We start from the raw sequence: 13,136 nt of genomic DNA, 5'->3' as shown, positions 1-13,136 counted from the left end.
GACGAGGCCGGCATCATGGGACCAAAGCGACCTGCTCAGGACGCTCGTAACGGCGCAGGGGGGAGAAATCTGTGCCGATCGGCGTGCCCGATCAGGTACTGGAGTGGCGGAGCTGTCAGTTTAATGCGGACGCGTCTCGGCAGGTTGAAGCTGGTCTTTTGAGGGCAAGCCTCAGCTGACAAGCGCCTGCCACTCCGCCAGCGCGGCGGAGCGTCGCTCTCGATAGGTCTGTCTTTCGATGAGGTGACGTTCCAAGCTGAAGTGGTTGTGGACATTGGCGTGCACTGAGGCGAATTTCTGCAGCGTCTTCATCTGCCGAAACCTGAGCATCGCTCGCTCTCGTCGTCGGAAGGTCAGGTGGCTGTTCTCGACCCGGTTGTTGGCCCAGCGACCCACCTCCTGACGATCACGGCAGCCCAGCTCATTCATCGCCGCGCCGTAGCTGCGCAGGCCGTCGGTGGTGATCTTATCTGGCGAACCATGACGCTTGAGCGCCTTCCTCATGAAGGTCAGCGCTGCCGCCTTGTCACGGGATTTGGTAACGAAGCTTTCCAGCACCTCACCTTCATGATCGACCGCCCGCCACAGGTAGACCATCTCGCCATTCAGCTTCACGTACATCTCGTCCAGATGCCAACGCCAGTGGCGAAAGCCACGCATCCGGCTCACCCGCCGTTGGCGGATATCGCGGGCAAAGAGCGGGCCAAACCTGTTCCACCAAAACCGCACCGTCTCGTGACAGATGTCGATCCCCCGCTCGGACAGCAGGTCCTCTACGTTCCGCAACGAAAGCGGGAAGCGCACGTACATCAGCACGACCAACCGGATCACCTCAGGTGACGAGTTGAAGTAGCGAAACGGGCTGGCGGGCTTGCGCGGGCGGGGCATACCGCCGCCTACCCTCTTCAGATTACCAGCCGGTGCATTTGATTTGACGGAGCCCTCCAGCGGATTGGACGTTTGCGCGATCATTCGGAAACGCTGGGTGGACGCAATCGTCGTGTTCGTCACGGCGAACCCGCTCAAGATTCCTGCGGACTTCGCCGGAGGACATGGCGTGATCCCAAAGCCGTTTTCCCGCACCGGGCTTATCTCCGCAATGCGATACATCGAGGAAGGGGTATGCGATCCCCCGCCCCTGTCGCCCCAGCCCGCCAGCTCTATCGCCGCGCCGGCCTTCGCTGCGCTATGGTCGTGACGAAGACGCATGGCATAGAAGAGCGTCTGCCATCCCCACGGGCGACGCGCGCGCAGCCATGGCATATGCTGTGCAAGATTGCTCGATCAGCGCCTTACCGCTAGGCCGTTCCTATTTTGGATCGCAAGCCGCTTCCTTTCGCGCCAAGCAAACCGTTCGATGCCCCACCTGCGGTGCGCCGGGCATTGGAAGCGTTCACGCGCCGGGTAGATGGCAGTGATCCGTTCGTTGCGGCGTTCGATCATTGCATTACGCCAATGGTCGTCAGTGACCCCACCTTACCTGACAACCCGCTGGTCTACGTCAACCAGGCGTTCGAGCAGCTGACCGGCTTTTCGGCGGCAGAGGTGGTGGGCCGGAACTGCCGTTTCATGCAGGGCCCGCTGACTGACCTAACTGACGTGGATAGCTTGCGTCTTGCGATCGCCCGCCGCGAACGCATCGACATCGATTTGCTTAATCACCGTCGTGACGGTACGCCATTCTGGAACCGGCTGATGGTCGCCCCGGTATTCGATACCGGCGGCATCCTGCGCTATTTCGTTGCGTCGCAGCTCGACGTCACGCTGGAAAGACACCAGTTGCAGCAACTGGAACGCGACCGCGATAACCTGAGTGCCGAAGTCGTCCGACGAGAAGTGGCGCTTGCGGAACGAGAAGCGCGGCTGGCACTCGCCTTGGACGCCGGCGGTCTCGGCACCTGGACGATCGACTTACCGGAGTGGCGGCTCAGCTATTCGACAAGTTGCCTCGCTAACTTCGGGCGGCCCGCCAGCGACGTCCTGTCGATCAACGACGTGCTGGCCTGTGTGCACCCGGACGACCGCGACCTGATGAAGTCATCGCTGAACGCCGCAATTGAACAAGACATTAGATACGATATCGAATACCGCATTCTGACGCCCGAGGGCGAGCAGCGCTGGATCCATTCGCAAGGATCACTGCAGCGGCGGGCCGATGGATCGCCGCTGGCGATATCGGGCTTCTCCAGCAATATCTCGGCACGCAAGTTCGCGGAGGAACAGCGCAGCGTCCTGGCACAGGAGTTGACCCACCGGGTGAAGAACACGCTGGCGACAGTTAGCGCGGTGGTCGGTTAAACACTTCGCGATGCTGAGTCTCTCGAAGGGGCACGCGATGCAGTGTCTGGCAGAATAGCGAGTTTGGCGTCAGCCCACGAGTTGCTGCTAAAGGACGAGATCGAAGGGGCCGTGATCGGTGATATCGTGGGTCGCGTGTTGAGCCCGTTCATGGATCGCGGCGGCAAACGCTTTTCGGCTGACGGTCCTACGATCCGGCTGACGCCCGAGGTGACACTGGCACTTTCCATGGCACTGCATGAACTGGCGACCAATGCGATCAAATATGGCGCCTTGTCGGTGCCCGATGGCCACGTCGAGATACGTTGGGCAATCAATGGTAGCGCGGCGGAACGTCGGTTCGGCTTCACTTGGGTTGAGGTGGACGGTCCGCCGGTCATACAACCCACCCGCGTAGGATTCGGTACGCGGATGATCGAACGGGTGCTTTCACGGCATGTGAACGGCAAGGCTGAGATTAGATATCTGTCGGAAGGGGTACGCTTTGAAATTGAAGCTCCGATTTAATCTATCCCCGCTTGCGCAGAATAATGGCAGCCAACGGACACATCGGTTGATCCCACTGGTTGAAAGGTAAATTACCCGGGATCACCATCATGTGCCATGTGCTCGTCATCGAGGACGATTTCCTCATCGCCGACCACATCATCCAGTTGATCGGAACGGCGGGCGCGACGTCTTTCGCGCAAGCGGGTTCGCAGGATGAGGCGATCGCCGCGGCACGTTTGTGTCCCCCCGCCTTCATCATGTCAGACGTCATCCTGACCGCCGGCACCGGTCCGGACGCCGTGCGCATGATCATCGCCGAACATGGCGTGACACCGGTCATCTTCGTGACGGGAACGCCGGCAGCGTGTCACCCTTGCCCCGCGCCGATGGTGATCCTGGAGAAGCCGATCAACGAACGTATCCTGAAGGACACGTTCCGTCGCCTCGCACCACATTGAGCTTCACCCGCTACCGACGGTTACCGCGTCATCGAGTGCCTCGGTCATGCTCGTCATCCCAGGCACTTCCGCAAGCTGTCGTAGATCGCTGAACCCGCCGCGCTCTTCGCGATAGCGCACGATCTCGAACCCATGACCCTTGAGAGCGGGCACGGCGTTCAGCTCGTCGGCACTGGCGGTATTGATGTCGACACGGCGTTGGTCGGTCACAGGTTTGCCTGCTCCTCAAGAGGAAGGTCCGCATCGGGGCCATAGTAGAGCGTGGCGCATTCCTCGGCCAGGCAACCGCCCTCGATCACGATGTCGTCGCGATAGGCGTCGGCGATGAACGACACTGTGTCGACGTGCTTCGCCTCGAAGTACATCGGATGCACGTCGCCGCGGCCAGCGCCGTAAACCACCCGGCCGACCTTGGACCAGATCGATGCCATCGTGCACATGCCGCATGGCTGCAACGTCGAGTAGAGCGTGGCGCCGCGAAGCTCGAGTTGGCCGATCCCTTCGCAGGCCCGCCGGATCGCCATCATTTCAGCATGCGCGGTCGCATCAGGCAGTTCGTGCGTCTGATTCCGTTCAGCCGCTACCACCTTGCCATCGAGTACGATCACGCACCCGAGCGGAGAAGTAGAGGGATCCGACCCCTTCGACCGCGCGACTGCGATCGCCTTGCGCATCCATGCCTCGTCCTCTTCTCTCGCCATCGATCTCTCCGTTACGCCAGCTCAACGCAGGATACGGGCGGAAAGACGCGTGCAGATCGTGAAGATCGACGCGTGACAAGGTCGACGCCCGACGCTTCTTTGTTCCGGCCAACCGGCGCGCAATCACAGCAATGCAGATCAATCATAAATATTAAGCGGTCGCAATCGCGGACCATGAACAAGCCGCCTGAATGGACGTTCATCCGGTATAACCCAAGATAAGGCTTGCCGGTATGCTTGACACGATCTCCGTCGTCGCTGAACCATCGTATTCGCCCGCCGCCTTGGGCCATGTGCTGCCGCGATATGGCGGAGTCGCCGCACTCGTCGATCCTGGCGGCCCCTGGGGTCACGAGCATGATCGGTCATCGCGCGATCGGCTGCTCGAACGGATCGCCGCCTATCTCGACACGGACCATCTTCCCGCCAGCGAGGGCGACGCATCGGCATATGGGGTGCTGCTTGTGCCGGGCGACACGCTCGACCAGTCGCAGAGCCGCTACACCACAGAGGGTGTCGAGATATTGGGTGGCGTAGTCCCAGCCATGTTCATCGGCACCAAGGCGATCACGCATCCACTGGTCGACGACGAGGCGGATCGCCCCGCCGCCTGGTCGAGCGTCATGGCCGACATGATGGGCGACGCCGCGCTGACCGGTTTCACCGCGTTCAGCATCCGTGACGCCGCACGGGCCGGCCGCCTGCTTCTTGCCGACGGCCCCGTCAGGCTGAAGGACGTCTGCGGCAAGGCGGGCCTCGGCCAGACGGTTGTGAATGACGCAACGTCGCTCGATGAAATGCTGATGCAGGAAGATGCCGCGGCATTGGCGCAGTGCGGAATCGTCCTGGAAGCCAATCTGACCGATGTGATCACCTACAGCGTCGGATCGGTGCAGCTGGGCGAGGACAGCATCAGTTATTGGGGCAGCCAGACCCTCACCGTCGATCATCAGGGTCGCGAGGTCTATGGCGGCTCCGACCTATGCGCAGTCCGCGGCAGCTTCGACGCGCTTGCCGCGCTTGACCTGCCCGCCTCGGTTGTCCGCGCGATCGAATGCGCCGCCACGTTCGATCGTTCCGCGCACCTCGCCTATCCTGACATCCGACTGACGCGGCGTAATTACGACGTCATCGAGGGCACCGATCACGCAGGACTACGCCGTATCGGGGTCCTGGAACAATCCTGGCGCGTCGGCGGCGCGAGCGGTGCAGAGATCGCGGCGTTCGAGGCACTGCGGGACGAACCCGATACGACGTCGGTTCGATGCTCGACCGTCGAGGTCTATGACCTCGTCACTCCACCGGTGGGTGCGATCCTATATTATCAGGGCGACGACCCCGCCGTCGGCCCGATGACCAAATATGCGGTGAGGCTGGCGTGAGCGATCCGGCCAAGATCGATGAAGGCAAGGTATCGTTGCAGGTCGGCGGTCAAACGGTCGCGGGAACTCTGCTGAGCCCGGAGGCTCCGGTACCGGGTTTCCTGTTCATCCACGGCTGGGGTGGCGATCAGGCAGAAGACCTGGGCCATGCCGAAGAACTGGCGCGGCTCGGATGCATTTGCTTCACCTTCGACCTGCGCGGTCATGCCGAAAGCGGCGCAGACAAGGAGCGGATCACGCGGCAGGACAGCCTCGACGACGTGCTCGCCGCCTACGACTATCTGGCCGCCCAACCGCTGATCGATGGTGCTTCGATCGGCGTCGTCGGCACCAGCTACGGCGGTTATCTGGCGATGCTCTTGACGGCACTGCGTCCCGTTCGGTGGCTCGCGATGCGCGTTCCCGCGCTGTATCCCGACGAACATTGGGACACGCCGAAGGCAAAGCTCGATAAGCAGATCGTCCGGACGTATCGGCAGCAGCCGCATGGCGCGGGCGGTGACCGCGCGCTGACCGCCTGCGCCGAGTTCCGCGGTGACGTGCTCATCGTGGAGTCGGAAAGGGACGAACAAATCCCGCGTGAGGCGCTGCTGTCGATGCAGGCGGCGTTTCGCCAGACGAACTCGCTCAGCCATCGGATCATACAGGGCGCGACGCACGCCATGCGAGATGTCCAGCATCAGCGGGTCTATTCCACGCTGCTGACCGGATGGATCGGAGAGATGGTCCGTGCGAGCCGGCTGACCTACCGTTGATCCATCGAAGCCGCGGCCTGCCAGGGATGGCGCACGCAAGCGTCCCTTCATCCGCCGGACGACCGCCGCATCCGCAAGGCCTCATGCCAGTCCTGCCCACTTTCCTCGGAGAACGATATTGAACGAGCGCAATTGCGATGTGGCGATCATCGGGGCGGGCACTGCCGGACTGAAAGCCTATAAGGCCGCAGTCGCACGTGGCGGTGATGTGGTGATCGTGGAGCGTGGCGCCGGCGGCTCGACCTGTACCCGGGTCGGCTGCATGCCGTCCAAGTTGCTGCTCGCGGCGGGCCGGGTCGCGCATCAGGCCCGGAATGCTGCCGAATTTGGCATCATCACCGGCCCCGTCGTCGTGGACGCCGGAAAGCTATGGGAACGCGTCCGCCGCGAGCGCGATCGGTTCGTCGCCTCCGTACTGGAGGAATATCATGCCATACCCGCAGACTGCGTGGTTCACGGCAGCGCGCGGTTCGACGGTCCCGACGCGATCGTCGCGGGCGAGATGCGCATCACCGCTGCCAAGGGCATCATCGTCGCTACCGGCGGACATCCGATCATACCCGAGCCGCTCGGCCCCGTGGGCCACCTCGTCCACACGCACGAGACCATCTTCGAGCTGGACGGCTTGCCAAAGGCGATGGCGGTCCTGGGAGCTGGTCCGCTTGGGCTGGAACTCGCGCAGGCCTTCGCCCGCCTTGGCGTCGACATGACCGTCATCGATGACAGCGACATGATCGGCGGACTGCACGATCCCACGACGAACAAAGCGGCGATCGAGGCCCTGTCGAAGGACATGACGCTTGTGCTTGGCGTCGAAGCTTCGGCGACGCTCGATGAGGATGGCAGGGCTCATCTCGGCTGGCCGGGGGGCTCGGTGACCGTGGATTGCATCCTTGCCGCAACCGGCCGCCCGCCCGCGCTGGAAGGCCTGGATCTCGAAAGCACCGGCCTGACGCTCGACGATCATGGCACGCCGCTGTTCGACCAAGCCACCAGACGATGCGGCGACAGCAATATCTTCCTTGCAGGAGATGCCACCGCTTGGCGCCCGGTCCTGCACGAAGCGGCACGGGGCGGACGCGTCGCGGGCGAGGTGGCCATGGGCGGCGGGGCGGCCAAGCCGCTTCCCGCCTTCGCCGTCGCCTTTACCGAGCCAAATCTGGTGGAGGTTGGCGGGCCTTTCGACGCACTTCCGGAGGGCGCACAGATTGGCGAAGCCGCAGTTGCCGACAACGGCAGGGCCGCAGCCGATGGCGACCACTTCGGAATCGTTCGCCTTTATGCCGATGTCGACGGCATGCTGCTCGGCGCATCGATCGTCTCGCCCGACGGCGAACACCTTGGCCATCTGGTCGCCTTGGCGATCGAACAGGGGATGGATGTGACAGCGTTCGAAGATCAGGCTTGGTATCATCCCACCTTGGAGGAACTCCTGCAAACTGCCGCACGGGACATGCTTCGGTCAAAAAGATGAGTTGACCCAGATGCGGTTATCCCAGCCCTCCTGCCCGCTTCCCCACTTTAGACATGCGTTCATGACGTCCTCGGGGCGGCATGAGTTGGCTTGAGGATCGGGATGCTGCAGATGATTTGAAGCGAGTTCTCCTCTTTTGGGACAAAGGGTGCCATATAATATTGAAGGCCCCGATCAGTATGGACTGACCGGGGCTTTTCATTGTCAGGCGACGCCAGCACCACCAGTGACGCCATACACCTCCCCGCTAATGTAGCTGCCTTCCTGGCTCGCCAGCAGCACATAAACAGGCGCGATCTCGACAGGCTGACCCGGGCGGCCATACTGGCTTTCCGAACCGAACTTCATCACCGCTTCAGGCGGCTGACCACCGGATGCCTGGAGCGGCGTCCAGAACGGGCCAGGAGCCACGACATTGGCGCGGATGCCCTTCTCCAGCAGCTGCTTGGCGAGCGCCTTGGTGTAGGCGACGATCCCAGCCTTGGTCGTGGCGTAGTCGAGCAGGATCGCGGACGGCTTATAGGCCTGCACCGAGGCGGTGGTGATGACCGAGCCGCCTGCCGGCAGGTGCGGCACGGCCGCCTGTGCGATCCAGTGCATCGCGTAGAGGTTTGTCTTCATGGTCTTGTCGAAATCCTCCGACGTGACCTTCGAGATGTCCTCACGGTTCTGCTGCCGTCCGGCGTTGATGACGAGGATGTCGAGCCCGCCAAGCTTTTCGACAGCCTGCGCCACGAGTGTCTTGCACCACTCCTCGTCGGTGATGTCACCGGGCAGGTCGACGGCGGTGCGCCCCTCTGCCTCGATCAGCTGGATGACCTCGGCCGCGTCGTTCTTCTCGGACTCGAGATACGACAGGGCAACGTCGGCGCCCTCACGTGCGAACGCGATAGCAGCCGCGCGACCGATGCCGCTGTCCGCGCCTGTGATGAGCGCCTTGCGCCCGGCAAGCTTGCCTGAGCCCTTATAGCTCGTTTCGCCATGGTCGGGCACGGGATCCATCTTCGACGCTTCGCCGGGGACGGGCTGCGGCTGTCGCGGGAAAGGCGGCTGCGGGTACTGCGAGCGAGGATCCTGCATAGTCAGACGGTCGGTCATGCTTATCTCCATTGCGATAGAATCAGAGTCAGTTGCAGGCGCTGCCTCGTCCAGGACGGACAGCGCCATGATGTGCGCTAGGTGGCTGAGACCTTGAGGAAGGTTGCCAAGGAACGCGCCACTCGCCGGATCGATCATCTCGGCAAGGATGCCGTGTCCGTGAGACAATGCTTTGTTCAACCTATCGAACCGCTGGCGCGCTTCAGGCCGTTGACCAAGTTCCGCCCGGGCCTCTACCATCCAGAAGGAACAGGCGAGGAAGCACCCTTCTTCCTTTTCCATGCCGGTATAGCGGTAGTGAAAAGCACCGCTGCCGAGCTCACGATCGATCGCATCCATCGTCGCCAGCAGGCGATCATGACCATCAAAGCCGAAGCGGACAGCAAGCGCCAGCGAGGCATCGAGCTTGTCGGTACCCGGGTACATGACGAAGGCCTGCTTCTTCTCCGACCAGCATTCGCCTTCGATCCAGTCCTTGATGCGGTCGCGTTCGCGCGACCAGCGTTCCCGGCACGTGGTCGGTAGCTGACCTTGGTCCGCCAGTTCCACGGCGCGGGCCAGAGCCTGCCAGCAGCTGACCTTGGACATTGTGTAATGCTGCGCCTCCTCCAGCTCCCACATGCCTGCATCGGGCAGACGCCAACGATCAGCACATTCGTCGGCAAGGTGCGAAAGCAGTTCCGCACTCGCGGGGTCGAGGATATTGCCGCAGCCAACGAAGCAGGCGGCCGTCTCGAAAATGTCGCCGTAGACGCCGTGCTGACTTTGATCGGTAGCCTGATTGCCGGTACGAACCGGGGTCGATCCGCGATACCCTGGCATGGCCCATTCCGACACCCCGGGCACGACCTTGCCATCGAGTGTATAAACCACGCGTGTGCCGACGCTGCGAAGCTGATCGAGCAGCCAGCTGAACGCAGCCTTCGCCTCGGCTTCAAGGCCTGCCGTCAGGAACGCCTTGATCGTGTAGCCGGCATCCCTGATCCAGGCGTAGCGATAGTCATAATTCTTGGCTCCGCCGATACCTTCCGGAATCGATGTCGTTGCCGCAGCCGCGATGGCGCCAGATGGTGAATAGAGCAGGAGTTTCAGCGCCAACGCACTGCGCAAGAACGCGTCGCGGTCCTCACCGGTGTAGGCGACGTGCTCGCTCCAGTCCCGCCATTCCTGGTCCGATATATCGATGCGTGCATCAATCTGCTCAATCGTTGGGGCCACCAGCGGCTCGTCACGTCCAGCCACGACCGCGACGGTCTGACGTTCGCCAGCAGCCACCGTTACTTCACCAGTGATGCCTTCGTCGGCCCAGTCACAATGTACCGTGCCGCTGTGAACGAAGAGACCAAGGACGCGCTCGACATGGAAAACCGTATGGCCACCGATCTTCGAGTGGTACGGACTGACCGTATCGCCTCGCCGACCGGGCTTCATAGTCAGGTTAAAGCGGACAGTGCCATCCAGCCCATCGACCCGCCGCGCCAGCTCGGCCCATGGCAGACGCCCCGCCGTGCCACTGTTGAGAGACTCCGTCAGTTTGGCTCGCCCACTCGGCGTCGTAAAGATCGTCTCAAGTACGTTACTACCTGGGCGATACTGGCGCTCGACGGTGAAGGGGCGATCGGGCTGTAGCGTAAAGCACCCACCATTCTCGCCATCGAGTAATCGGTCGAACAATGGAGGCGAGTCCATGTTCGGCACGCACCACCAGTCGATCGATCCATCGGCACCGGACAGTGCGACGGATCGGCCATCCCCAAGCGCGCCATATTGCTCAAGCGGCAGATAGCCGTCCTTGCGAACGCCGAGTTCGATACGCTCATGATGCTGCGGCAGCAGCCGCGCTAGCACCCCGGTCAACGAGAAAGACGCGGCAGCGCGCGTGACGCACCAGCGCCCATTAAAGCCCCCGCACCCAGCAGACCACCCACTACGCCTACCTTCAGCATATCGCGCTGACGGCTCGTGAAGAACTCGCGGCGGCTGCCCTTCGCCCGGTCGGTACTATTTCCGTCGATCTGCGCCGGTCCCGGAACCGCCTCGTCAAGATTGCCAGCGCGATCGGGCATCGGATCGCCCTGCTGCTTGTCGAGCATTCCGGCTGCCTCACGATCGGAGAAGCCTGGTGCGACCGACTGCCCGAGCGCCATCATCAGTGTCGAACGCCCAACCCAGAACTCACGTTGAGGATAGTGCGCTGCGGTCCAAATCGCTTCGGCGCAAAGGCGCGGGTCGAAGAGTGGATCGGGAATGATTTGCTCACGGCCAGTGTGAGTGCGTGCCCAGCTCGTCTGCGGCGTATTAACACCGGGCAGATACACAACGCTGAGCGTAATCTTTGATTTGTCCGAGATCAGCTCCGAGCGCAGCGAGTCCGTAAAGCCGCCCACCGCAGCCTTTGCGCCACAATACGCGGCCTGCAAGGGAGCGGCCCGGATCGCGAGGCCGGACGACACCTGGATGATTGCCCCCTGATCCCGCGTACGCATGTGACGCAGTGCGGCAAGCGTTCCGTAGACCTGCGACAGGTAGGTTGTCCCGGTGACGCGGGCATATTCGTCTGACGTTATGTCGTGCGCGCGAGCAACCACCGTCGACATGGCGTTGTTGACCCAGGCGTCGATCGCGCCAAATTCGGCGACCACCTTATCGGCGGCCTCGTCGACGGCTTTCGCATCGGCAACGTCGACTGAGATCGCCAGCACTTTACCGCCATGCTGCTCAAGCATCGTCTTGGCTTCGCCGAGACGTGTCGGGTCCCTTGCGATGATCGCCACCTGCCATCCGCTACGCGCAAAGCGATCCGCAGTTGCGAGGCCGATGCCGGCGCTCGCGCCTGTTACCACAACCGTCTTCATAAGGTTGGTCTCGTTCCTAATTTGAAGCTTGCTCGATCGCTAAACGCCCAAGTGGCGAACTGGTCGCCGCCTTCTGCTTTGCTCTTCAGTTAAATGCGCAGGCTTCGCGATCTTGGATGGATGGACCGACAAGCGGGCGACCGTTGAGTGATCAGGCCGATGAACCAGCCGCCGGTTTTGAGCTGAAACTCAGTCGAACCTCGGACGGTTGCCGCGACCCAGTTCCAGCCATTCGTGGCTGACTTTTGCATCCCCGCATTCCGCCATTCGTTCACCCTGTGGGATTCCGATGACGGCTTGGGGAATCGTCGCCTCGTCTCGCGGCTGGCCTTTAATTGCCAGCAAAGTCTGGCTTACGCAGCTGCGCGTCCAGTCAGATCGTCAGAACGATCTTGCCGCCCCCGCCCTTCTCTAGACGCTCGTGTACGCTCCTAATTTCATTGAGAGGCAGTCGCACGTTAACCCGTATAGTGAAGCGGCCGTTGCGTACGTCGTCGGCGAACTCGCGGAACTTTGACCGCGACTCGGCCTACTCTACCAAGAGCGCCTGTGGCGATGACCGTCTGTGCGGCGGTCACGCCGGTCGGGAGCCGGACAAGCTGCTCGCTAATCATTAGGGTGCCACCACAGTTGGTTTGCTTCGCGGGAATGGTACGTCGAAGTTCGCCAGCTATGGGCGGTTACCTTCCAAGCTGCTCCCCGCTGCCGACGATGTAGCATCCAAATCGATGTTCCACAGGATGAGCCCAGTTTCGTCAGTGACGGTGACACTCCAGGGTCGCGAGCCCCAAAAAGCTGCGGGGCGCGTCGCGCATCATTTGGCCGCACATGGCAATTGCCTGAGCCTTCGCCTCGTCTGGTGCATCAAACTCCATACCTTCCACGTCGTTCGAACGGCTGTCAGTGTCAGTGTGGAAAAAGAACTTCATTCTACAATCCGAAAGTCGGGCAACATCGCCAGTGGTATCAACCGGTTTCGAACCCGATTGTTGCAACTCTGGATGCGTAGCCGCAACGGTGCCGGCCGCTGTTTGCAGACGACCGGCGCCGGATCGCAGCCGAGCGGATAGCGCGATAACTCAGTCTCCCACGCCGGACTGCGGATATCAACCGCGTCTCGCCCGGATACGGGTCAATTCGAGCCCGCACGAAAAGCGCGCTCGTGGCAGGAGGCAGCCCGCCGCTTGATGGCCTCTAATAGCTTGAATGGATGTCATACTAAGCTGAGTTCTTGCTTCCAAGTATTACATCTCCGGCCCAATCCGTGGCTTCCATGAAACCCAGTTCCGAACATTCCTGCGCTCCGTCGTTGTTCCCAACTTTGGACATCTGTTCATCTCTAATTCGCCTCGTATGGGACATGGCGCACACGGAGATTACGTGTGCGCCACCCGCTGAGGCTTATGCGTTGGGACGCACCAGCTCGGTTGCCGCAAGATGTTCGGCCAAGAACCAGACTTGCGGCTCGCCGGTGCGAATGATGTTGCTGACCAGCAGATCGTTCGTGCCGTCGTCGCCGGACTCGTCCGCGGCTTCCGCACCTTCATGTGCCTGACGCAGGATGATCTCGTGCGCTTCGAGTAGACGCGCGAGCTGTGAGGGAACATCTTCGCGTCCCTTGGGAGG

At 61.9% G+C, this 13,136-nt stretch carries 12 protein-coding genes and 2 pseudogenes; 6 read left to right on the top strand and 8 right to left on the bottom strand.

The genetic code is table 11. From position 1 onward, the window contains the following. Positions 1-171: 171 nt before the first annotated feature. Positions 172-888 (bottom strand): IS6 family transposase, encoded by a 717-nt coding sequence (locus tag AC07UH_RS13065; RefSeq protein ID WP_495181567.1) that lies wholly within the window; start codon positions 886-888, stop codon positions 172-174. 426 nt (positions 889-1,314) lie between these two features. Here AC07UH_RS13065 and AC07UH_RS13060 point away from each other — a divergent pair, with 426 nt between their 5' ends. The 3 genes and pseudogenes from AC07UH_RS13060 (at position 1,315) to AC07UH_RS13050 (ending at position 3,245) form a co-directional block, all read left to right on the top strand. Next, on the top strand, positions 1,315-2,298 hold the full coding sequence (locus tag AC07UH_RS13060) for a PAS domain-containing protein (RefSeq protein WP_495181473.1): 984 nt from the start codon (positions 1,315-1,317) through the stop codon (positions 2,296-2,298). 12 nt (positions 2,299-2,310) lie between these two features. Further along, positions 2,311-2,805: pseudogene (locus AC07UH_RS13055) on the top strand (HWE histidine kinase domain-containing protein); the annotation flags it as partial. A gap of 89 nt (positions 2,806-2,894) precedes the next feature. Further along, complete coding sequence (locus AC07UH_RS13050; protein WP_495181472.1) at positions 2,895-3,245, top strand: response regulator; 351 nt, start codon at positions 2,895-2,897, stop codon at positions 3,243-3,245. Between the two features lie 3 nt (positions 3,246-3,248). Here the strand turns inward: AC07UH_RS13050 and AC07UH_RS13045 are convergent, their stop codons facing one another. Both AC07UH_RS13045 and AC07UH_RS13040 read right to left on the bottom strand, forming a co-directional pair. Then, positions 3,249-3,455 (bottom strand): helix-hairpin-helix domain-containing protein, encoded by a 207-nt coding sequence (locus AC07UH_RS13045; RefSeq protein ID WP_493160801.1) that lies wholly within the window; start codon positions 3,453-3,455, stop codon positions 3,249-3,251. Continuing rightward, positions 3,452-3,946, bottom strand: coding sequence for a nucleoside deaminase (locus tag AC07UH_RS13040; protein WP_495181471.1), 495 nt, complete (start codon positions 3,944-3,946; stop codon positions 3,452-3,454). Before AC07UH_RS13040 ends, AC07UH_RS13045 begins: the two co-directional genes overlap by 4 nt. 233 nt (positions 3,947-4,179) lie before the next feature. Here AC07UH_RS13040 and AC07UH_RS13035 point away from each other — a divergent pair, with 233 nt between their 5' ends. The 3 genes from AC07UH_RS13035 (at position 4,180) to AC07UH_RS13025 (ending at position 7,557) form a co-directional block, all read left to right on the top strand. After that, complete coding sequence (locus AC07UH_RS13035) at positions 4,180-5,328, top strand: DUF3182 family protein (protein ID WP_495181470.1); 1,149 nt, start codon at positions 4,180-4,182, stop codon at positions 5,326-5,328. Continuing rightward, complete coding sequence (locus AC07UH_RS13030) at positions 5,325-6,083, top strand: alpha/beta hydrolase family protein (RefSeq protein WP_495181469.1); 759 nt, start codon at positions 5,325-5,327, stop codon at positions 6,081-6,083. Before AC07UH_RS13035 ends, AC07UH_RS13030 begins: the two co-directional genes overlap by 4 nt. A 118-nt stretch (positions 6,084-6,201) precedes the next feature. Continuing rightward, on the top strand, positions 6,202-7,557 hold the full coding sequence (locus AC07UH_RS13025) for a dihydrolipoyl dehydrogenase (RefSeq protein WP_495181468.1): 1,356 nt from the start codon (positions 6,202-6,204) through the stop codon (positions 7,555-7,557). A gap of 204 nt (positions 7,558-7,761) precedes the next feature. Here AC07UH_RS13025 and AC07UH_RS13020 read toward each other — a convergent pair whose 3' ends face one another. The 5 genes and pseudogenes from AC07UH_RS13020 to AC07UH_RS13000 all read right to left on the bottom strand — a co-directional run. Next, positions 7,762-10,086: an SDR family oxidoreductase gene (locus tag AC07UH_RS13020; RefSeq protein WP_495181566.1), complete on the bottom strand. Its 2,325-nt coding sequence runs from the start codon at positions 10,084-10,086 to the stop codon at positions 7,762-7,764. Between the two features lie 135 nt (positions 10,087-10,221). Then, a pseudogene (locus AC07UH_RS13015) lies at positions 10,222-10,503 on the bottom strand (trehalase-like domain-containing protein); the annotation flags it as partial. A gap of 5 nt (positions 10,504-10,508) precedes the next feature. Then, positions 10,509-11,510: an SDR family oxidoreductase gene (locus AC07UH_RS13010; RefSeq protein ID WP_495181467.1), complete on the bottom strand. Its 1,002-nt coding sequence runs from the start codon at positions 11,508-11,510 to the stop codon at positions 10,509-10,511. Between the two features lie 755 nt (positions 11,511-12,265). Beyond that, entirely contained in the window at positions 12,266-12,439 is a 174-nt protein-coding gene (locus AC07UH_RS13005; protein WP_495181466.1) for a DUF6894 family protein, read from the bottom strand. A 472-nt stretch (positions 12,440-12,911) separates the two neighbouring features. Next, on the bottom strand, positions 12,912-13,136 hold a 225-nt coding region (locus AC07UH_RS13000; protein ID WP_495181465.1), incomplete at its 5' end, for a ferritin-like domain-containing protein.

This window comes from Sphingomonas sp. GW821-FHT04B01 (assembly GCF_059420425.1).
This window is presented reverse-complemented; position numbering and strand designations above follow the sequence as displayed.